The organism is Pseudomonas brenneri, from assembly GCF_007858285.1.
Lineage (GTDB): Bacteria > Pseudomonadota > Gammaproteobacteria > Pseudomonadales > Pseudomonadaceae > Aquipseudomonas > Aquipseudomonas brenneri.
In genome coordinates this window covers 224,093-245,118 of sequence record NZ_VFIL01000004.1, presented here as the reverse complement: position 1 = coordinate 245,118, position 21,026 = coordinate 224,093, and the positions used below count along the sequence as shown (strand labels likewise).

The window sequence follows — 21,026 nt, the reverse complement described above, 5'->3', positions numbered from 1 at the left end:
CATGTCTTTGAAGTTGGGTGTGATCGGTACGGGCGCCATCGGCCGCGACCATATTCGCCGTTGCAGCCAGACCTTGCTCAACAGCCAGGTGGTGGCGGTCACCGATATCAACCTTGAACAGGCGGCCCAGGTGGTGGCGGACCTGCAACTCAATGCCGAGGTGTACGCCGATGGTCATGCGCTGATTAACTCGGCGCAGGTCGAGGCGGTGCTGGTCACCTCCTGGGGGCCGAGCCACGAGGCGTTCGTGCTGGCGGCGATTGCTGCGGGCAAGCCGGTGTTCTGTGAAAAGCCGCTGGCGGTCACAGCCCAGGGCTGTCGCCACATCGTCGAGGCCGAAGTGGCCCATGGCAAGCGCCTGGTCCAGGTCGGTTTCATGCGCCCCTACGACCAGGGCTATCAGGCGCTCAAGGCGGTGATCGACAGTGGCCAGATCGGCGAGCCGCTGATGCTGCACTGCGCCCATCGCAACCCGAGTGTGGGCGAGAACTACAGCACCAGCATGGCCATTACCGACACCTTGATCCATGAACTGGACGTGTTGCGCTGGCTGTTGGCCGATGACTATGTGTCGGTGCAGGTGGTGTTCCCGCGTAAAACCAGCAAGGCCCTGAGCCATTTGCGCGACCCGCAGATCGTGCTGCTGGAAACCGCCAGGGGCACGCGGATTGATGTGGAAGTGTTTGTGAACTGCCAGTACGGCTACGACATCCAGTGCGAAGTGGTGGGGGAGACCGGTATTGCCAAATTGCCGGAACCGTCCCAGGTGCAATTGCGCAGCGGCGCCAAGCTGTCGAATGCGATTCTGATGGATTGGAAAGATCGCTTTATCGCTGCCTATGACGTCGAGTTGCAGGCCTTTATCGATGGTGTGCGTGCCGGCCAGGTGGGTGGGCCATCGGCGTGGGATGGCTTTGCCGCAGCGGTGGCGGCGGATGCGTGTATCGAGGCCCAGGGCAGTGGGCAGATCGTCAAGGTCAGCCTGCCGGATCGCCCTGCGTTCTACGGCTAGCGCCTCCCATTCCACAGGTGAAACGCGGTCGTTGTAGGAGCTGGCAAGCCAGCTCCTACATTTTGATGGGGTTTGCACTTCAAGCAAGGAGTTGGTTCATGCGCATCGGACTGGTTGGATACGGCCACGGTGGCCGTTTTTTTCATGCCCCGCTGATCGCCACATTGCCCGGGGCGACGTTTGTCGGTGTGGTGACTCGCTCGCCCGAGCGGCGCCAGCAACTGGCGACGGAGCATCCCGGATTGCCGGCATTCGACAGCATCGCGCAGATCGTTGAGGCCGGGGTGGATGTGCTGGTGATTTCCACCACACTCAAGGGCCGCCCGGCCCTGGTGCTGGAGGCCATTGAATATGGTGTGGCGGTGGTCAGCGACAAACCGTTTGCCAGCAATGCCGAGCAGGCCCAGGCGCTGATCACCGCAGCCGAACGTGAAGGGGTGAAACTCAGCGTCTACCAGAACCGGCGCTGGGACTCGGATTACCTCACCTTGCGCAAGCTGATCGACGCTGGCGCTCTGGGCACCATCACCCGCTTTGAATCCCGAGTGGAGCGCTACAACCCGCAAGCGGTGGGCAATGCCAGCGGCGGCGGGTTCCTGCGGGATCTGGGCAGCCACTTGGTGGACCAGGCTTTGCAGTTGTTCGGCCCGGTGGAGCGGGTGTTTGCGCAATTGCAGTACAGCGCCGAGCATCCCACGGTCGATCATGGTTTTTTTGTCTGCCTGACCCATGCCAATGGGGTGATTTCCCACTTGTGGGGCAGCGCCCTGCAAAACAGCCCGGCCCCGCGTTTTCGGGTCAATGGCACGGCGGGCTGCTACACCGTCGAGGGCCTGGACGGCCAGGAAGAAGCGCTGATGGCTGGCAAGACCCCGAAGACTGAAGGCGAGCACTGGGGCGCCGAAGAACATCGGCGCTGGGGCTGGTTTGAGCAAGGGGCGGAACGCGAGCGAATCCCCTCGCAAAAGGGCGCCTGGAACGAGTTCTACCGGCAGTTGCAACGTGCTGTGCAAGGCCTCGGCGCACTGCCGGTGGAGTCCCGGGATGCCTGGGAAACCACACGGGTGCTGGATGCCGCCAGGCTCAGCGCCGAGCACCGGCAAGTGGTAGAGATGGCCGCGGTGAAAGGGGGGGGACGAAAATAGAATAAAATTCTAAAATGAGTTGATATGGAAATTATTTTCCAATAAAGTCATTCCAGGTTGCTGAAAGTCCGTCTCGGCCTTCCTTTCTAAAGGAGCCGCGGGACTCAACAAAAACAAGATAAAAAACAACCAGGTACCGTCAGATGAAAATCTCCAACGCTGTACTGCAAGTGTTACGTTCTGCCTTCCTGCCCCGCGCACGGCCCTTCTATTTCTCTTTTCTCAATGTCCTTTGCGTCGAAAGCAAGGGCGCCCTGGTGTGCTGCATCCCAGGGGCGCCAGTGGTGCGACTGCCTGCTTCAACACCATCGCTCTGATAAACGCTACGTCCAGAAAACCAACAAGAAAGTGGAGACAGACCGTTCATGAAGACTCAGATCCGTTTCGCCCCGCTGGCCTTGGCGATGCTGCTTGCCAGTGGTGTGGCCGCCGCCGCCGATCTCAAGATTGGCGTCAGCATGTCGCAGTTCGACGACACTTTCCTGACCTACCTGCGTGAAGACATGGACAAGCAAGCCAAGTCCTACCCCAAGGGCGACGGCGTGCAACTGCAATTCGAAGATGCCCGCGCCGACGTGGTCAAGCAACTGAGCCAGGTCGAGAACTTTATCAGCCAGAAAGTCGATGCCATGGTGGTCAACCCGGTGGATACGGCCTCCACCGCCCGTATCACCAAGGCTGCGGTGGCGGCCGGCATCCCGCTGGTCTACGTCAACCGCCGCCCGGATCAGACCGACCTGCCCAAAGGGGTGGTGACGGTGACGTCCAATGATGTCGAGGCCGGCAAACTGCAAATGCAGTACCTGGCCGAGAAGATGGGCGGCAAAGGCAAGATCGTGATTCTGCTGGGTGACCTGGCCAACAACTCGACGACCAATCGCACCAAGGGCGTCAAGGAGATCCTCGGTCAATATCCGGACATCAAGGTTGAACAGGAGCAGACCGGGATCTGGCTGCGGGACAAGGGCATGACGCTGGTGAACGATTGGTTGACCCAGGGCCGCGAGTTCAATGCGGTGGTCGCCAACAACGACGAAATGGCGATTGGTGCGGCCATGGCGTTGAAAACCGCCGGCGTCAAACCGGGCAGCGTGTTGATTGGCGGTGTCGATGGCACGCCCGACGGGTTGAATGCGATTTCCAAGGGGGAGATGGCGCTCTCGGTGTTCCAGGATGCCAAGGGGCAGGCGGTCGGTTCAGTGGAGGCTGCGGTGAAAATGGCCAGGGGCGAGGCGGTCGAGCAAAACGTCGTGGTGCCTTTCCAACTGATCACCCCGGACAATGTTGCGTCATTCAAGTAGCGTTCAATAACAACAATAAGCCTGCAGGGTGATCACCGTCGCCCTGCTGATGGAGCCCCGATATGCTCGCTCAAGCGACGGCTGCGCAGCCCGCCGGCCTGGAACAACCCTACCTGCTGGAAATCGCCCATATCAGCAAAGGCTTTCCCGGCGTCGTGGCCCTGGACGATGTGCAATTGCGGGTGCGCCCCGGCTCGGTCCTGGCGCTGATGGGAGAGAACGGTGCCGGCAAGTCGACGCTGATGAAAATCATCGCCGGTATCTACCAGCCCGATGCCGGAGAAATCCGCCTGCGGGGCAAACCGGTGGTATTCGATACGCCATTGGCCGCGTTGCAGTCGGGCATTGCGATGATTCACCAGGAGCTCAACCTGATGCCCCATATGAGCATCGCCGAGAACATCTGGATCGGTCGCGAGCAGCTCAATGGCCTGCGGCTGGTCAATCACCGGGCCATGCACCGCTGCACGGCCGAGTTGCTGGCACGGTTGCGGATCAACCTCGATCCTGAGGAACTGGTCGGCAGCCTGAGCATTGCCGAGCGGCAGATGGTGGAGATTGCCAAGGCGGTGTCCTATGACTCTGACGTGTTGATCATGGACGAACCGACGTCGGCAATTACCGACAAGGAAGTGGCCCATCTGTTTTCGATCATTGCCGACCTCAAGGCCCAGGGTAAAGGCATCATCTATATCACCCATAAAATGAATGAAGTGTTTGCCATCGCCGATGAAGTGGCGGTGTTTCGCGACGGCGCCTATATCGGCCTGCAACGGGCCGACAGCATGGACAGCGACAGCCTGATCTCGATGATGGTCGGGCGTGAATTGAGCCAACTGTTTCCCGTGCGCGACAAGCCCGTCGGCGAGCTGCTGCTGTCGGTGCGCGACCTGCGCCTGGAGGGTGTGTTTGAGGGCGTATCGTTTGATCTGCATGCCGGCGAGATCCTCGGTATTGCCGGGCTGATGGGCTCGGGCCGCACCAACGTCGCCGAAACCCTGTTCGGCATTACCCCAAGCGACGGTGGCGAAATCCGCCTCGACGGCCAGGTGCTGCGCATCAGCGACCCGCATCTGGCCATCAAGCAGGGTTTTGCACTGTTGACCGAGGACCGCAAGCTCAGTGGCCTGTTCCCCTGCCTGTCGGTCCTGGAAAACATGGAAATGGCAGTGCTGCCGCACTATTCGGGCAATGGCTTCATCCAGCAAAAAGCCCTGCGGGCCTTGTGCGAAGACATGTGCCAGAAACTGCGGGTGAAAACCCCTTCCCTTGAGCAGTGCATCGACACCCTGTCCGGCGGCAATCAGCAAAAGGCCTTGCTGGCCCGTTGGCTGATGACCAATCCCCGGCTGCTGATCCTCGATGAACCGACCCGTGGCATCGACGTCGGCGCCAAGGCCGAGATCTATCGCTTGATTGCCTTGCTGGCCAGCGAGGGCATGGCGGTGATCATGATTTCTTCGGAACTGCCGGAAGTGCTGGGCATGAGCGACCGCGTCATGGTGATGCACGAAGGCGAGCTGATGGGCACCCTGGACCGGGCCGAGGCCACCCAGGAAAAAGTCATGCAACTGGCTTCCGGTATGACGGCAGTCCACTAACGAATAAAAAGGTGACGGGTAATGAACGCGATACTGGAAAGCAAACCCGAGGAAAAGAAGCCCGCCACGGCACCGGTCAAGAGTCGGCGGCGGTTTCCTACCGAACTGAGCATTTTCCTGGTGCTGATCGGCATCGGCCTGGTGTTCGAATTGTTTGGCTGGATCGTACGTGACCAGAGCTTCCTGATGAACTCCCAGCGCCTGGTGCTGATGATCCTGCAAGTGTCGATCATCGGTTTGCTGGCGATTGGTGTGACCCAGGTGATCATCACCACGGGGATCGACCTGTCCTCGGGCTCGGTGCTGGCGCTGTCGGCGATGATTGCTGCGAGTCTGGCGCAAACCTCGGATTTTTCCCGTGCGGTGTTTCCATCACTGACTGACTTGCCAGTGTGGATCCCGGTGGTGGCCGGCCTGGGCGTGGGGTTGTTGGCGGGGGCGATCAACGGCAGCATCATTGCCATTACCGGGATCCCGCCGTTTATCGCCACCCTGGGCATGATGGTTTCGGCCCGTGGCCTGGCGCGTTATTACACCGAAGGCCAGCCGGTGAGCATGCTGTCGGATTCCTACACGGCCATCGGCCATGGCGCGATGCCGGTCATTATTTTCCTGGTGGTGGCGGTGATCTTTCACATTGCCCTGCGCTACACCAAGTACGGCAAGTACACCTATGCCATCGGCGGCAATATGCAGGCGGCGCGGACTTCGGGGATCAACGTCAAGCGCCACCTGATCATTGTCTACAGCATCGCCGGGCTGCTGGCCGGGCTTGCGGGTGTGGTCGCCTCGGCGCGGGCCGCTACCGGGCAGGCCGGGATGGGTATGTCCTACGAACTGGACGCAATTGCCGCGGCGGTCATCGGCGGCACCAGCCTGGCGGGCGGGGTAGGGCGTATCACCGGCACGGTGATTGGCGCGCTGATTCTCGGGGTGATGGCCAGCGGGTTTACCTTCGTGGGGGTGGATGCCTACATCCAGGACATCATCAAGGGCCTGATCATTGTGGTGGCGGTGGTGATCGACCAGTATCGCAATAAGAAGCAGCGCAAGCGTTAAGCTTCAAGCTGCAAGTGCGGCGGGCTTGACAGCTTGTCGCTTGCAGCTTGCAACTTATAGCTGCTTTATGAAAATTCCTGCTATAAACGCACTCCGATAACCGCCTGCCAAGCCCGTCCTGGTGCCTTTTGGGAGAATGTCGGACAAATTGCCTGTCATTTCAGTTGCTGCGCCCTCAAGTCAGCCGTAGACTGCCGCCCCTCGTAAATTGAGTGCCGGGTGGCGCTTGGAATGGACGGCGTCTTTCCCCGATCTGCAGAGGTTGGCCGGAACGCTCCCTTATTCGCCTTAATGCACGTATTTTTTATAGAGAAATCAATGACAAAGGAAAAGTTGCTGGCCATGCCGGCGGATGACTACATGAATGCCGAGCAGCACGCTTTTTTCGAGCAGTTGTTGCAAGACATGAAAGTCGAACACCACGAGCGCATTGAGCAGAACCGCATCGCCATTGAAAGCCTGGACACCCCGGCTGACCCGGCTGACGCCGCTTCGGTAGAAGAAGAGCGCACCTGGCTGGTAAACGCGATCGACCGCGACCAGCGCATGCTGCCGCAACTTGAGCGTGCCCTGGAGCGCATCAAGGAAGATTCCTTTGGCTGGTGTGATGACAGCGGCGAGCCTATCGGCCTCAAGCGCCTGCTGATCAGCCCGACCACCAAGTACTGCATCGAAGCGCAAGAGCGCCACGAGCAAATCGACAAGCATCAGCGCCAAGCCTGATCTGTCCGCCCCTGTAGGAGCGAGCTTGCTCGCGAAAGTCGTCAACGATTACACGTGTATTCTGGATAAACGTGTTGTCCCTGAGTTCTTCGCGAGCAAGCTCGCTCCTACATCAGGTGAGGGTCAGCAACCTCATCCCCCCAGTCTATTGATCTGCTGCAAGCCCTAACACCAAAGGCCCATGGATAATGGCCAATTAGTGGCGTTTAATGCAGGCACAATAATGACAGACAGTGGGGTGACAAGCATGGCTGGGGATGGATCTCTGATGGGCGCCGCCGTGGTGCCGCATGCGGTGAGCCGCCAACTGCCTGGTTGGGTGACGCCGTTCCTGCAAAGCATCGCCCTGGTGCTGATACTGTTGGGCCTGGCGTTTGCCGAGCTGTCGATCTACCTCTGCGTGCCCGTCGCCCTGTTGCTGGTCTGGCTGCCACGCCTGAAAAAACCGGCCCGCAGCCTTGCGCCTGATGTGGCCGAGGATGCCATGGGCGCGTTGACTCGCGATCTGTCCTACACCACCAGCCATAATGCGTTGTCAGCAGCTGGCGTGGCCTATTCGGTCAAGCAACTGGCGGCCAGGCTGCAATCGCAATTGGGCGCTGCCCAGCAAATCGTCAACAGTGCCGAAGTGATGATTGGCACCGAGCAACAGACTTCCCAGCTCAGCCGTGAGGCCCTCAGTGCAGCGGGCCAGGCCCATCAGCGCAGTACCGAGGGGCGGGCGGTGCTGGGGGAATCCATCAGCCGCATGCACCAACTCAGCCAGCGCGCCAGCGACAGTCGCCAATTGATCGAGGCCCTGAGCCAGCGCAGCGAAGAAATCCAGCGCGTGACCCTGGTGATTCAGTCCATCGCCAGCCAGACCAACCTGTTGGCCCTGAATGCCGCGATTGAAGCCGCCCGTGCCGGTGAGCATGGGCGCGGGTTCGCCGTGGTGGCCGATGAAGTGCGTGGCCTGGCGGGCCGTACGGCGACCGCCACCGATGAAGTGGGGGTGATGGTCGCGGACATCCAGCAGCGTACCGCCCAGGTGGTGGAGCAAATTCGCCAACTGTCCGTGGATTTGCAGGCTGGCGTCGAGCAGGTGGAGCACGCCGGCGAGCAACTGGAAAGCATTGCCACGTTGGCGGCGGGAGTGGAGGGCCAGGTCAGCGCGATTGCCCAGGGTACCGAGACCAATCGGGTGCAGCTCGACAGCCTGTTCCATGCGGTGGAGCAGATGCGTAGCGACTTGACCGTCAGCGACCAGCAGACCCAGCAGTTGGCCCAGGCCGCCGTGCAAATGGAAGGGCAGGCCGAAACGATCAGCGAGCGCCTGGCTGAAGTTGGCCTGGACGACTATCACCAGCGCATCTACGACCTGGCCCGCGAAGGTGCGAGCCGGATTGCCGCGCAGTTCGAAGCGGATGTCCAGCAGAACCGCATCAGCCTCGACGACCTGTTCAATCGCAGCTACACACCGATTGCCAACAGTCACCCGACCAAATATCACAGCCGTTTCGACGGCTACACCGATCAAGTATTGCCCACTATCCAGGAAGCCTTGCTGCCCCGTCACGAAGGCTTGGTGTTCGCGATTGCCTGCACGCCACAGGGTTATGTGCCGACGCACAACAAGGCGTTTTCCCAGGCGCTGACCGGCGATACCCAGGTGGACGCCGTGAACAATCGGACCAAGCGCAAGTTTGAAGACCGCACCGGGATTCGTTGTGGCAGTCACCAGCAGGCCGTGTTGTTGCAAACCTATACCCGTGACACCGGGGAGTTGATGCACGACCTGTCCGTGCCGATCATGGTCAATGGCCGGCATTGGGGCGGTTTACGCCTGGGTTACAAGCCTGAAGGGCAGGCTGGCGCGCAGTAGGTCCGGGCCCGGATTGTTGCGTGTTCTGCAAGGAAGCTTCTACGCCGATAGCTTTTTCCAGCGTAGGGAACAGCTTAAGATATTGCATATTGTTAGCTTGCTAACTAATCCTGCGGAGAACTTCCATGCGAAGCAAAGTCGATGTGGCGGTGATGATTGGCAGTGGTGTGCCACAGACCCTGCGTGCGCTGGGCCTGAGGGCCTGCTGGGTGGTGTTGCTCAATGGCGAACAGCGCGGCACCGCCTTTGCCAGCCGTGACGAGGCCCAGGAGTGCCGCGCCGCCTGGCAGGCATTACTGGACCTGGAGCGATCAGATCGCTTGCATTGAGTGCTGGTTACACGCTTTGTTGCAGTCGACGCTTAAGGTGTTGTGGTGCAGAGCAGGGCTTCCAACTCTTTGGCCAAGGCGCAAGCCTTGTTGTGATCGCTGCGAAAGCCTTTGACCCGACCGCTGGGCACTTCAAGAATATGGAAAAAATTCCTGCCAGCCGGGACGACCCGATACAGCGCGAAATCCGGGCACACGTTGTTGGCATGTACACTGTAGAATAGCGCGCTACCCTTGCGGGACAAGGTGCCGCAAGCCTGTGTCGGTTGACGTTGAACTCGTTGCATGGCCAGCTCCTGTCGATCTGTTGACCTACGTGCAGCTTTTCGGGTGGTTTTAAGCCGTGTTGCTGTTCTAATATTGTTGTCGGCAGCCCACGTTCGGTTCCATCCAACGTTTTTCCGTTGTTTATGGCTGTCGGAAACCACCCTTTCAAATGGGGTATTCTCTGAAGTGGGGCGTCCAGTATTCTCTGGCCGATAAACCTGTGATTTCCTGCAATGCCTGACGACCTTGTATAAGGCCTGTCCGGCCCGGCTGTACGAGTCTGGCGGGGATCAACTTCAGTTTTTCAGTGTGTCGTGCCGTATCGGCCTTTTTTGTGCTGCCTGCCTGGGCGGGTAGCGCTTTTTTAGATGTGGGGGCGTTTCCTTGGCAGTCAGTAATCTGGATATGCACGCATTGTTCGTGCTGGGTGATTTGCGCGCAAAGTTGGTTAAACAGTTTCAATCGCGGTTTGTTTACATCACGGAACAAACCCCGGAAGGCATTTATATTGCTGAAATCGATACTGAAACAGCGCTGGTGGTCGATGACAAGCCGCGGTTGGAACTCAAGGTCGGTGATCATTTTCGCGCGGCAGTACTGCCCAGTCGTGAAGGTGGCAAGTTCGAACTGAAGTTTCGCGATATCAAGTTGACGGTCTATGGCCTGGGCGACTACGCGTTTGTTTCCACGGCGCAGGGCGAGGGCATTGTGTTCAAGGAAGGCCACAGCGTGATGCTGGTGTTCGCCACCCACGAACAGTTGCAGGAAGGCCTGAGCAAAACCCTCAAGGCCGTGACCGGCAAGGCCGCCAAGTGGCGCAAGGGTGAGCTGGTGACCTTCAAGGCCAGCGAATAATGAGCGAAGGCCGGGCCCGTTTTCACCAGCAGCACCTGGCAGATGCCCAGGCCAAGGCTGCCGAACTGCTGGCTCGCAAAGATGACTTGCAAGGCGCCTGGCTGAACTGGGTGGCCAGTCAACTCTATGCCCTGCGGCCCGCCGAGTACGCCAGCATGGTGCGCCGGGAGCTGCAGCGTTTGCATCAGCAGCCCTGAATACCGGCAACCGTTTGAACCTCTACTACAGTTGCGTGGACTTAATTATTCAGGGGCTTTCGCGGCGTGACAGCAAAGCCATCCGTCATGGCTGTGTAAACGCGAGGTTCAAAGGCATGAAAGCAATTCGAGCGCTGTTGGCAGCGTCCCTTACCACTCTGGGCCTGTCGATGGCCGTACCGGTAGCGGCTGCCCAGGCGCCTATCCACTTTGCCGACCTGAATTGGGAAAGTGGCAGCCTGATCACCGAAGTCCTGCGGTTTATCGTCGAGAAGGGCTACGACTTGCCCACCGACACCTTGCCCGGTACCACCATCACCCTGGAAACCGCCCTGGCCAAAAATGATATCCAGGTGATCGGCGAGGAATGGGCGGGACGCAGCCCGGTGTGGGTCAAGGCTGAAACTGAGGGCAAGGTGGTCGGCCTGGGCGATACCGTCAAGGGTGCAACCGAAGGCTGGTGGGTGCCGGAATATGTGGTCAAGGGCGACCCGGCCAGGGGCATCAAGCCGCTGGCTCCTGAGCTGCGCAGCGTACAGGACCTGGCGCGCTACAAGGACGTGTTCAAGGACCCGGAGGCACCTGGCAAGGGGCGGTTCCTCAACAGCCCTATTGGCTGGACGTCGGAAGTGGTCAACAAGCAGAAGCTCAAGGCGTATGGGCTGGACGCGAGCTACGTGAACTTTCGCAGCGGTTCAGGCGCGGCCCTGGATGCCGAAATTGCCTCGTCGATCCGCCGTGGCAAACCGATCCTGTTCTACTACTGGTCGCCGACACCGCTGATGGGGCGCTACAAGTTGATCCAGCTGCAAGAGCCGCCGTTCGATGCCGAGGCCTGGAAGACCCTGACCGATGCCGACAACCCCGACCCCAAGCCGACACGGTCGTTGGCGTCCAAGCTGAGTATTGGCGTGTCCACGTCGTTCCAGCAGCAGTACCCGCAGATCGCGCAATTCTTTGAGAAGGTCGACTTCCCGATTGAACCGCTCAACCAGGCCCTGGCGACAATGAGCGAAAAACACACCCCGCCCCGTGAAGTGGCGCAGGCGTTTCTCAAGGAGCATCCGCAGGTGTGGAAGGCATGGCTGACGGAGGATGTGGCCGCAAAGGTCGAAGCCAGCCTCAAATAACCTCTTATATGAAGACCAAACTGTGGGAGCGGGCTTGTGTGGGAGCGGGCTTGCTCGCGAATGCGCAGTGTCAGTCACCAGATGTATAGACTGACCCACCGCATTCGCGAGCAAGCCCGCTCCCACAGGTTTAACTGCATTCCAGCCTTAGAACTTGGTCTGCACCGCCAACTCGAAGGTGCGCGGCGATCCCAGGTAATACGCCGGCGACACATGGGCAAACTGCGCATACACCTCATTGGTCAGGTTGCGCACCCGGCCTGTCACCGAGGTGTGTTGATCGACCTTGTAGGTCAAAAACGTGCCAAACAGGGTGTACGCCGGCACAGTCAGGGTATTGGCGTTGTCGGCATACACCTGCGCCACGTAGCGCGCATCCACGCCGCCTTGCCAGGCAGGTGCGATGTCATAGGTCAGCCACAGGTTAGCCACCCGTTTCGGCACGTTGGTCGGCGTATTGCCCTTGCGCGAGACCACCGCGCCGCTGGCGATTTTCTCGTTGAAGTCATCGTATTGCGCATCGACCCAGGCGAAGTTGCCTTCCGCCAACAGCTTGGGAGTAATACGCAACGAACTGGCCAACTCGATGCCTCTGGACGTCTGTGCGCCCACTGCAAGGCTGCGGGTAGGGTCTTGTGGGTCGGTCACGGCAAAGTCCTTGCGCTCGATGTGGTACGCGGCAACGGTGGCTGAACCGCGACCGTCCAGATAATCGAACTTGCTGCCCACTTCCCATTGCTTGCCGGTGGACACATCAAACACCTGGGTGGTGCTGGTGGGCTGTTCGGCTGCGGTGCTGTATTGCACATAGACATTGGCCGAAGGGATGAACTGGTAGGTCAGGCCAACGCGTCCGGTGACCGGCTCCCAACGGCGTTTGACGTTAGGTTGATTGTCACGGTGGCTGGTCACGTCCAGGTCGATGGCGTCATAGCGCAGGCCGGTCAGCAGTGACAGTTTGTCGGTCAGGCCCAGGCGGTTCTCGACGAACAGCGCCTTGGTCGTCACTTCGGTGGTCTTGTCCTTGATAAAGCCTGGTTTGGTGCCAGGGAGGTCGTAGAAATGCCCCGGATCATAGTGGTTCGGGTCCACCGCGTTCTTGCCGGACACGTTCAGCGGGCTGGCGGTGGTGCTGTTGACCTTGTATTCGAAACCGCCGGACCAGGTGGTGGCCAGGCCGAACAGGCTGTTGTCATGGCGCAGCTCGAACTGGTTGCCGTTCTGCTCACCCTGATGGCGCACCTGATAGGCCGTCGAACGGTTCACCACGCTGTTGTCGGCGCTGTACTGGTAGGTCTCCAGGTTGCGGTAGTCGCGCTGGCTGTCCAGGTGATAGAGGGTGTTGCGCAAGGTGGTGCTGTCGTTGATCCGGTAGTCGATGATCGATCGGGCCCAGATTGTCCGCTGTTCGTAGCGGCCATCGGCGACGTTGTAGTTGTTGAAGCGGTTGTGCTTGTCGATCTTCAACTCGCCGGCCTTGGGGTTGAGCACCGGGGTGCCCCAGTACGGGCTGTCTTCGTGTTCGTCCTGATACTCCAGGGCCAGGGTGTGGGACAGGTTGGGTGTGAGGTCACTGAGCAGGGAAAAGGCCACGCTCCAGGCGTCACGTTGCTGGCGGTCGATATGGGTGTGGTTGGTGTTGCGGCTGACATCCAGGCGCGCGTAGTGCTGGACCTCGGCCCCGGGCTCGGTCAGGGCGTGGTTCAGGCCCAGGGCGATGCCGGTGGTGTCGTAGCTGCCATAGTTGATCTGGCCTTCGACGGCCTGTTCTTCGCGGGTGGCGAGCTTGGTCACGTAGTTCAGCGAGCCGCCCACGGAGCCGGCGCCGTTGATCAGCGAGGAGGGGCCGCCCACCAGCTCCACTCGGTCATAAATCCACGCATCCACCGGCCGTGCGAGGCCACCGGCGACGTTGATGCCGTTGAACATCTGGGTGATCTGGCTGCTGGTAAAGCCCCGATAGGAGATGAAACCACCAAACCCCGGCGGCGCACTGGCGTTGACCCCGGGCAGGGTATTGGCCGCATCCTGGAAGGTCTTGGCGCCACGGCGCTCGATATCATTGCGGTCGGCGATGCTGATGGAGGCCGGGGTTTCCCGCACGCTCAGCCCCAGGCGCGAGGCCATGCCGCTGGATTGGTCCAGGGCCAGGCCAGGCTCGTTGCTGGCGGCGCCGTCAATGGTGGTGGGGGCCAGCTCAAGGGCCCAGGCGCCAAAAGGCAGGCAGCCGCACAGGCCCGCCAGTAGAGGTAAATGTTTCATCGATAAATCCTGAAAAGCATGGCTTGGAAGCAACGCACAGCCGTCCGCGCTTCCCAGGGGAAGCAGCGTGGTATGCGGGTCAGAAAGCGCAGGTATCAGGCGTAGGCGGGTGGGGCGCGCGGATTAGCCGCAGGCCAGGTAAAACGGGTGGGAATGTCAGCCGTGACCACCACGGCTGGCGGTGGCGCGTGAGGCTGGGGCAGGACCGCAACGTTAAGGCTGGAGTTGAGCGCCGGGCCCATGCCGCCGGTGGAACACAGCGGGCAACCGAAGGCCTTGGACAACGTAGGCAGCGACTCATCGCCCGTGTTTACGGGGGCTGGCGCCTGGGTGCGCGGGTCTACGGTACAGAACTGGCCGCCAATGCCGTTGAGCTGCATGCCGACCATTTGCCCATGGCCAATACTGCAGGCGAACACGTTGAACAGGACGCAGCCATAGAGCATCCAGGCAATCAACGAGCGGTCGGCACGGGCGAGTTTCATGGGGCGGCACTTTATCACCAGACGACTAAATGCCTGCAAAAAATCTGAAAAGGACTATCCTCTTTCGAACTTTTTAAGGGGTATCCAGCCATGAGCTTTGTTATTGCGAGGTGGGTTGTCGGGGTATTTGCGTTTATCAGCATGGTCCATGTGTACTGGGCCGCAGGCGGCAAGTTCGGCAGCACGGCGGCGATCCCGCAACTGCCCGGCGAGTTCGCCAGCGGGCCGCGACCGGCGTTCAAACCGTCGGCGCTGGGCACCTTCCTGGTGGCCGTGGGGCTGGTGCTGATTGCATTGCTGGTGTGCCTGCGGGCGGGGCTGTTTTTCCAGCAGGTGGGCCATCAGGCCTTGCAGTGGGGGATCAGCGCGATTGCCTTGATCATGTTTGCGCGAGCAATTGGGGACTCGGAGCTGGTGGGGTTTTTCAAGAAGGTTGGCGGCTCGCGGTTTGCCCGGCTGGATACGTTTTTCTATTCGCCGCTGTGCCTGGTGTTGGGCACAGGGTTGCTGGTCGTCGCCTGGGCCTGAATGTGGGAGCGAGCAAGCCCGCTCCCACATTTTTTTACCGATCAGCTACCACTCTCGGTGCGACGGCTGCTGACCTCGGCCGGCACATCTTCCCCCGCCATGCGCTTGCGAAACAGCGATGTGCGCGCCAGCAACAGGGTGGTCACCGGTACGGTGATCGACAGCAGGATCGGAATCAGCCAGCCGTGCAGCACCGGCCCGGACTTGAGGGTCGAGAAATAGATAATCGACGCCAGCGCCACGCACCAGGCGCCAAGGGTCGAGGCCAGCGCCGGTGGGTGCATGCGCTGGAAAAAGTCCTTCATCCGCAGCAGCCCAATCGCACCAAGCAGCGCAAACAGGCTACTGAGCAGCAGCAAGATTGCCACGAGCACTTCCACCCACAGCGGCAGTTCACTGACATTGATCATTCGATCACCTCTCCACGCAGCAGGAACTTGGCCAGGGCAAACGAGCCGACAAAGCCGAACAGCGCAATCAGCAGCGCTGCTTCGAAGTAGGTATCACTGGCGTAACGAATACCCAACGCCAGCATCATCAGCATCGCCAGGATATACAGGTAGTCCAGGGCCAGGACCCGGTCCTGGGCCGACGGTCCCTTGAACAGGCGTACCAGGGTCAGGACCATGGCCAGGGAAAACAGGAACAGGCTGGCCAAGATCGCATTGGAGAGCAGGGCACTCATTCGAAGATCTCCATCAGGGGCCGTTCATAGGCCTGCTTGAAGTGCTCGATAAACTGCGCGTCGTCATCCAGGTCGAACACGTGCAGCAACAGGATGCTGCGGTCCAGGGCCAGTTCCGACCAGACGGTGCCTGGGGTCACGCTGGTGATCATCGACAGTACCGCCAGGCCGTTGGCGTCACGCAGGTCCAGGGGGATTTTGACAAAACGCGAGCGCGGCGGCCGTGTGCCGCAGGTCAATATGCCCCAGGCCACGTGCAGGTTGGAGAGGATGACATCGCGGCCGACCAGGAAGAACAGACGAATGATTACGCCAGGGCGGCGGATACGGACCGGCAGTGGGCGCAGCGGCGCCATCATCAGCGGCGCGAGAAAACCCAGGATCGCCCCCAGCAGCAGGTTGCCGGGGCTGATCGACAGGTTCAGCACCAGCCACAGTGCCCACAATGCCAACGACAACCACGGGGCGGGAAACAGACGTTTCATGGCTGCACCTCCACGGCGGCGGCCTGGGCTTGCGGGCTGGGCACTGGGCGGGTGGCCATGACGGCCATTACATAGTGCTCGGGGTTATTGAGGCGGTTGGCGGTGTCCTGGGTAAAGCGCATCAGCATCTCTGCCTTGAAGGTCAGGCCAATCGCCAGGCCAAGCAGGACGAAGATCGGCACGCACTCCAAGCGGCGCAGCAGCGGTGAAGGCCGTTCTTCCGGGGTCCAGAAGCGCTGGATGCCCAGTCGGGCAAAGGCGATCAGCGAGGCCAGGCCCGAGAAGATCAACAGCGCGACCAGGCCCCAGGCCGCCGGACGGATCGGCTCACTTACGGCATGGCCCAGGCCCAGCGGGTTGATCAGGGCGCTGAGCAGGCTGAGCTTGCCGATAAACCCCGACAGCGGCGGCATGCCGATGATCAGCAGGGCACAGGCAATAAAGCTCAGACCGAGAAAGGCCATGGTCCACGGGATGACTTGGCCGACCACGGCCTTTTGTTCATCGTCGAGGTTGGTACCCTTGGGTGGATGCGGGGTTTCCATGGGGCGCGGCAACGTTTCGATTTCATCGTCCAGCAGCAGTTCATTGGACGAGCGCGAGCGTTCGATCAGTTCGGCCAGCAAAAACAGCGCGCTCAAGGCCAGGGTCGAACTGACCAGGTAAAACAGCGCGCCAGCGGTCAGGCTGGGCTGGGCAAAGCCTACCGCCGACAGCAGGATGCCGGCCGAGACCAGGATGCTCAGGCTGGCCATGCGCTCCAGGCGTTGGGCGGCGAGCATGGCCAGGGCGGCGCAGAGAATGGTTGCCATGCCGCCGTACACCAGCCAGTCGCCGCCAAACAGCGCCGAAGCGCCGGCTTGCCCGGAAAACAGCAGGGTCCACAGGCGCAACACGGTGTACACGCCGACCTTGGTCATGATCGCAAACATCGCCGCCACCGGCGCGCTGGCCGCGGAGTAGGCCGGCGTCAGCCAGAAGTTCAACGGCCACATCCCGGCCTTGGCCAGGAACGCCGTGGCGAGAATCGCCGCGCCGGCATGCAGCAGGCCGCGGTCGGCTTCCGGGACCAACGGGATCTTCAGCGCCAGGTCAGCAAAGTTCAGGGTGCCGGTGACGCCGTAGATCAGCGCCGCGCCAATCAGGAACAGTGACGAGGCCAGCAAGTTGATCGAGATGTAATGCAGCCCCGCCGACACCCGCGCCCGGCCCGAGCCATGGAGCATCAGGCCGTAGGAGGCCGCCAGCAGCACCTCGAAGAATACGAACAGGTTGAACAGGTCAGCGGTGAGAAAGGCGCCGTAGAGGCCCATCAACTGGATCTGGAACAGCGCGTGGAAGCTTGTACCGGCGCGGTCCCAGCGGGCCATGGCGAACAGCAGGGCGCTGACGCCAATGATCCCGGTGAGCACCAGCATCAACGCAGACAGTTGGTCCACCACCAGCACGATGCCGAACGGCGCCTGCCAGTTGCCCGGCAGGTACACGCCGATGGAGGCGGGGCCACCTTTTTGCGTCCAGTACAGCATCAGCACCGCGATGCCCAGGCCGGTCATGCTCGACAGCAGGTTGATCTTGGCCTTGAGCGGGCGGTGTTTCTCGCCCAGCATCAGCATCAGCGCGGCGGTCAGCAACGGCAGCAGGATCGGCGCGATGATCAGTTGGTTCATCCAGCTCATTCCTTGGGCTCCCGGCCGTCCACATGGTCAGTGCCGGTCAGGCCCCGGGACGCCAGCAGCACCACCAGGAACAGCGCAGTCATGGCGAAGCTGATCACAATCGCCGTCAGCACCAGGGCCTGGGGCAGGGGATCGGTGTAATTGAGCAGGTCCTGGGGCACGCCGTCCTTGATGATTGGCTCCTTGCCGATAAACAGGCTGCCCATGCTGAAGATGAACAGGTTGACCCCATACGACAACAGGCACAGGCCCATCACCACCTGGAAGGTCCGCGGCCGCAGCACCAGCCAGACGCCGGAGGCCGCCAGGACCCCAATGGCAATTGCGATGACTTCTTCCATCAGGCGGCAGCTCCTTGTGGGTTGGCGGCGGCTTTCGCCTGGTTGCCGGGTTTATGGGCCCGCACCGATTGGTGACCCAGGGCGGTGAGCATCAGCAGGGTCGAACCGACCACCATCGCGTATACGCCCACGTCGAAGAACAGCGCGCTGGCGATATGGATGTCTCCCAGCACCGGCAAGCTCAGGTGCAGGGTACTGGTGGTGAGGAACGGGTAGCCGAAGAACAGCGCGCCCAAGCCGGTCAATGTCGCCGACAACAGGCCGAAGCCCATCCAGCGCAGCGGCCGCAGGTTCATCTGCGCCTCGACCCACTGGGTACCGGCGACCATGTATTGCAGGATAAACGCCACCGACATCACCAGGCCTGCGACAAACCCGCCGCCCGGCTGGTTGTGGCCGCGCATGAACAGGTAGAACGACACCACCAGGGCAATCGGCAGCAGCAGGCGCACCAGCACCGCTGGCACCATCATAAAGCCCAGGGCGGTGTCGCTGGCCTGGCGTGGGTTGACCAGGTCGGTGTCCACGTCCGGTGCCAACAGCCGCTGTTGCGCGGGCAGTTGTTCGCTTTCCTTGGGCGGGCGGAAGCGGCGCAGCAGCGCATAGACCGTCAAGGCCACAGCGCCCAGCACGGTGATTTCGCCCAGGGTATCGAAGCCACGGAAGTCCACCAGCATCACATTCACCACATTGCTGCCGCCGCCTTCAGGCAGGGCACGACTGAGGTAGAACGAGGAAATGTCGTTGGGGGTCTGGCGGGTCAGCATGGCATAGGACAGCAGCGCCATGCCGCCACCGACCACAGTGGACAGCAGCAAGTCGCGCAGCCGGCGAATGCGCGCCTTGCGCAGCGAGTTGGGCAGCGGCGAGACCTCTTCGATCCGCCGTGGCAGCCAGCGCAGGCCCAGCAGGATCAGCACGGTGGTCACCACTTCGACCACCAGTTGTGTCAATGCCAGGTCCGGCGCAGAGAACCAGACAAAGGTCACGCAGGTCATCAGGCCGCAGACGCTGACCATGGTCAGGGCTGCCAGCCGGTGATACTTGGCTTGCCAGGCGGCGCCCAGGGCACAGGCAATCGCCAGCAGCCACAGGGTGACGAAGACGATGGAGCCGGGAATCTTCGGCCGGTCGCCCCAGCTCAGGCTGTTGCCCAGCATCGGGATCATCCCGACGACCACCGCCGCCAGCACCAGCAGGAACAACTGGGTCTGCAGGCGCTTGGTGCTGATGTATTTTTCAAGCCGGCGCACACCGCGCATCATCACCACCAGGCAGCGCTCGAACATGCGCTTGCCATTGAAGTAGCTGATGATCGGCGGGTACTTGAAGCGCCCGCGCTTGAGTTGCTTGCGCAGCAGCAGGTACAGGACCACGCCACCGGTCATGGCCACCAGGCTCATGATCATCGGCGCGTTCCAGCCGTGCCAGATCGCCAGGCTGTACTGGGGCAATACACCGCCGACTACCGGCAGGGCGGCGGCGGCAAGGATCGAACCCACCACCTGGGCCGGGAAGATCCCCACCAGCAGGCAGGTGAACACCAGCAGCTCCACCGGCGCGCGCATCCAGCGTGGCGGTTCGTGCGGGGTGTGCGGCAGGTCAGTGGCCGCCGGGCCGAAGAACACATCCACGGTGAAGCGCAGGGCATAGGCCACGCTGAAGGTACCGGCGATGGTCGCGATCACCGGCAGGGCAATTTCCACCCACTGGGTCGAGGAGATAAATACCGTTTCGGCGAAGAACATTTCCTTGGACAGGAAACCGTTGAGCAACGGCACCCCGGCCATGGAGGCGCTGGCGACCATGGCCAGGGTCGCGGTAAACGGGATCAGGCGCACCAGGCCGCTGAGCTTGCGGATATCGCGGGTGCCGCTTTCGTGGTCGATGATGCCTGCTGCCATGAACAGCGAAGCCTTGAACGTGGCGTGGTTGAGGATATGGAACACCGCCGCGACGGCGGCCAGCGGGCTGTTGAGGCCCAGCAGCAGAGTGATCAGGCCCAGGTGGCTGATGGTGGAGTAGGCCAGCAGGCCCTTGAGGTCGTTCTGGAACATCGCGCAATACGCGCCGAGCAACAGGGTCAGGGCACCGGCGCCACCGACCATCCAGAACCATTCTTCGCTGCCCGACAGCGAGGGCCACAGGCGGGCCAGCAGGAACACGCCGGCCTTCACCATCGTGGCCGAGTGCAGGTAGGCCGACACGGGCGTCGGTGCGGCCATGGCGTGGGGGAGCCAGAAGTGGAAGGGGAATTGCGCGCTTTTGCTCAGGGCGCCGATCAGGATCAACGTCAGCAGGATGGGGTAGAGGGAGTGGGCACGGATCTGGTCGCCGGCGGCAAGCACCTGGTCCAGATCGTAACTGCCGACGACATGGCCGAGCAGCATGACCCCCGCCAGCAGGCACAAACCACCCGCACCGGTCACCATCAGCGCCATATAGGCACCACGGCGCGCATCGGAACGGTGGTGCCAATAGCCGATCAGCAGGAACGAGAACAGGCTGGTCAGTTCCCAGAAAAACACGATCTGGATCAGGTTGCCGGAGATCACCAACCCGAGCATCGCGCCCATGAACGCCAGGAAAAACGCAAAGAAACGCGGCACCGGGTCATCCGGCGACATGTAATAGCGGGCGTACAAAGACACCAGGCTGCCGATGCCCAATACCAGCAGCGAGAACAACCAGGCGAAGCCATCCATGCGCAACACGAAATCCAGGCCCAGGCTGGGCAGCCAGGAGAATTCTTCGCGGATCACGCCACCGTCGGCGATCTGGGGGTAGAGCAGGGCGACTTGTACAGTACCGACCAGGGCCACAAGGCCGGCCAGCAGGGATTCAGTATTACGTGCGTTGTGCGGCAGCAAGGCCGCCAGACAGCTGCCGATGAAAGGCAGAAGCAGTAGAACTATCAGGGACATAGGCTTCTAATCTGCAGTGGTTTGGGATGCATCATACGTGCCGGAAACCGGATTACCAAACGGCAAGCTGTGGCAGGATCCTACAAGATGCACCGAAAACCCTTAACTGTCCCTGTGTAGGAGCGAGCGTGCTCGCGAAAAACCTGAGAGCGCT

21 protein-coding genes are annotated in these 21,026 nt (G+C 61.1%); 12 read left to right on the top strand and 9 right to left on the bottom strand.

Annotated features, from left to right (window positions below; genetic code table 11):
• The first annotated feature begins 1 nt into the window (after position 1).
• The 8 genes from FJD34_RS10510 (at position 2) to FJD34_RS10475 (ending at position 9,034) form a co-directional block, all read left to right on the top strand.
• Positions 2-1,012: a Gfo/Idh/MocA family oxidoreductase gene (locus FJD34_RS10510; protein WP_090290837.1), complete on the top strand. Its 1,011-nt coding sequence runs from the start codon at positions 2-4 to the stop codon at positions 1,010-1,012.
• Between the two features lie 98 nt (positions 1,013-1,110).
• Positions 1,111-2,157, top strand: a complete 1,047-nt coding sequence (locus FJD34_RS10505) for a Gfo/Idh/MocA family protein (RefSeq protein ID WP_032861080.1) — start codon at positions 1,111-1,113, stop codon at positions 2,155-2,157.
• 365 nt (positions 2,158-2,522) lie between these two features.
• Positions 2,523-3,458: a sugar ABC transporter substrate-binding protein gene (locus tag FJD34_RS10500; RefSeq protein WP_032861079.1), complete on the top strand. Its 936-nt coding sequence runs from the start codon at positions 2,523-2,525 to the stop codon at positions 3,456-3,458.
• Positions 3,459-3,520: 62 nt separating this feature from the next.
• Positions 3,521-5,059, top strand: coding sequence for a sugar ABC transporter ATP-binding protein (locus FJD34_RS10495; RefSeq protein WP_032861078.1), 1,539 nt, complete (start codon positions 3,521-3,523; stop codon positions 5,057-5,059).
• Positions 5,060-5,080: 21 nt separating this feature from the next.
• Positions 5,081-6,118, top strand: coding sequence for an ABC transporter permease (locus tag FJD34_RS10490; protein ID WP_032861077.1), 1,038 nt, complete (start codon positions 5,081-5,083; stop codon positions 6,116-6,118).
• Between the two features lie 318 nt (positions 6,119-6,436).
• Positions 6,437-6,841: a TraR/DksA family transcriptional regulator gene (locus tag FJD34_RS10485; protein WP_010564800.1), complete on the top strand. Its 405-nt coding sequence runs from the start codon at positions 6,437-6,439 to the stop codon at positions 6,839-6,841.
• 181 nt (positions 6,842-7,022) lie between these two features.
• Positions 7,023-8,705 (top strand): methyl-accepting chemotaxis protein, encoded by a 1,683-nt coding sequence (locus FJD34_RS10480; protein ID WP_373290072.1) that lies wholly within the window; start codon positions 7,023-7,025, stop codon positions 8,703-8,705.
• A 125-nt stretch (positions 8,706-8,830) separates the two neighbouring features.
• Entirely contained in the window at positions 8,831-9,034 is a 204-nt protein-coding gene (locus FJD34_RS10475) for a hypothetical protein (RefSeq protein WP_090290839.1), read from the top strand.
• 32 nt (positions 9,035-9,066) lie between these two features.
• Here the strand turns inward: FJD34_RS10475 and FJD34_RS10470 are convergent, their stop codons facing one another.
• The gene (locus tag FJD34_RS10470; protein ID WP_065943703.1) at positions 9,067-9,321 is read right to left on the bottom strand and encodes a hypothetical protein; all 255 of its coding nucleotides are present in this window, start codon (positions 9,319-9,321) and stop codon (positions 9,067-9,069) included.
• A 385-nt stretch (positions 9,322-9,706) separates the two neighbouring features.
• Here FJD34_RS10470 and FJD34_RS10465 point away from each other — a divergent pair, with 385 nt between their 5' ends.
• The 3 genes from FJD34_RS10465 to FJD34_RS10455 all read left to right on the top strand — a co-directional run bounded on the left by FJD34_RS10465 (position 9,707) and on the right by FJD34_RS10455 (position 11,483).
• Positions 9,707-10,156 carry a hypothetical protein gene (locus tag FJD34_RS10465; RefSeq protein WP_032861073.1) on the top strand — a complete coding sequence of 150 codons (450 nt, stop codon included), beginning with the start codon at positions 9,707-9,709 and terminating at the stop codon, positions 10,154-10,156.
• Positions 10,156-10,353, top strand: a complete 198-nt coding sequence (locus FJD34_RS10460; protein ID WP_032861072.1) for a hypothetical protein — start codon at positions 10,156-10,158, stop codon at positions 10,351-10,353. Before FJD34_RS10465 ends, FJD34_RS10460 begins: the two co-directional genes overlap by 1 nt.
• A 116-nt stretch (positions 10,354-10,469) precedes the next feature.
• Positions 10,470-11,483 carry an ABC transporter substrate-binding protein gene (locus tag FJD34_RS10455; RefSeq protein WP_090290840.1) on the top strand — a complete coding sequence of 338 codons (1,014 nt, stop codon included), beginning with the start codon at positions 10,470-10,472 and terminating at the stop codon, positions 11,481-11,483.
• 147 nt (positions 11,484-11,630) lie between these two features.
• Here the strand turns inward: FJD34_RS10455 and FJD34_RS10450 are convergent, their stop codons facing one another.
• Both FJD34_RS10450 and FJD34_RS10445 read right to left on the bottom strand, forming a co-directional pair.
• Positions 11,631-13,745 (bottom strand): TonB-dependent receptor, encoded by a 2,115-nt coding sequence (locus FJD34_RS10450; protein ID WP_090290841.1) that lies wholly within the window; start codon positions 13,743-13,745, stop codon positions 11,631-11,633.
• 95 nt (positions 13,746-13,840) lie between these two features.
• Complete coding sequence (locus FJD34_RS10445) at positions 13,841-14,230, bottom strand: DUF2946 family protein (RefSeq protein ID WP_032861069.1); 390 nt, start codon at positions 14,228-14,230, stop codon at positions 13,841-13,843.
• Positions 14,231-14,320: 90 nt separating this feature from the next.
• Here FJD34_RS10445 and FJD34_RS10440 point away from each other — a divergent pair, with 90 nt between their 5' ends.
• Positions 14,321-14,758, top strand: coding sequence for a DUF3995 domain-containing protein (locus FJD34_RS10440; RefSeq protein WP_090290842.1), 438 nt, complete (start codon positions 14,321-14,323; stop codon positions 14,756-14,758).
• A 41-nt stretch (positions 14,759-14,799) separates the two neighbouring features.
• Here FJD34_RS10440 and FJD34_RS10435 read toward each other — a convergent pair whose 3' ends face one another.
• The 6 genes from FJD34_RS10435 to FJD34_RS10410 are packed head-to-tail and all read right to left on the bottom strand — an operon-like array spanning position 14,800 to position 20,872.
• Positions 14,800-15,168, bottom strand: coding sequence for a Na+/H+ antiporter subunit G (locus FJD34_RS10435; protein ID WP_032861067.1), 369 nt, complete (start codon positions 15,166-15,168; stop codon positions 14,800-14,802).
• The gene (locus tag FJD34_RS10430; RefSeq protein WP_032861066.1) at positions 15,165-15,443 is read right to left on the bottom strand and encodes a K+/H+ antiporter subunit F; all 279 of its coding nucleotides are present in this window, start codon (positions 15,441-15,443) and stop codon (positions 15,165-15,167) included. The genes FJD34_RS10435 and FJD34_RS10430 overlap by 4 nt, the downstream gene beginning before the upstream one ends.
• Complete coding sequence (locus FJD34_RS10425; RefSeq protein ID WP_065943707.1) at positions 15,440-15,928, bottom strand: Na+/H+ antiporter subunit E; 489 nt, start codon at positions 15,926-15,928, stop codon at positions 15,440-15,442. The genes FJD34_RS10430 and FJD34_RS10425 overlap by 4 nt, the downstream gene beginning before the upstream one ends.
• Positions 15,925-17,607, bottom strand: coding sequence for a monovalent cation/H+ antiporter subunit D (locus FJD34_RS10420; protein ID WP_065943708.1), 1,683 nt, complete (start codon positions 17,605-17,607; stop codon positions 15,925-15,927). The genes FJD34_RS10425 and FJD34_RS10420 overlap by 4 nt, the downstream gene beginning before the upstream one ends.
• Positions 17,604-17,948 (bottom strand): Na+/H+ antiporter subunit C, encoded by a 345-nt coding sequence (locus FJD34_RS10415; RefSeq protein WP_005789164.1) that lies wholly within the window; start codon positions 17,946-17,948, stop codon positions 17,604-17,606. Before FJD34_RS10415 ends, FJD34_RS10420 begins: the two co-directional genes overlap by 4 nt.
• Positions 17,948-20,872 (bottom strand): monovalent cation/H+ antiporter subunit A, encoded by a 2,925-nt coding sequence (locus FJD34_RS10410; RefSeq protein WP_090290843.1) that lies wholly within the window; start codon positions 20,870-20,872, stop codon positions 17,948-17,950. The genes FJD34_RS10415 and FJD34_RS10410 overlap by 1 nt, the downstream gene beginning before the upstream one ends.
• Between the last annotated feature and the right edge of the window lie 154 nt (positions 20,873-21,026).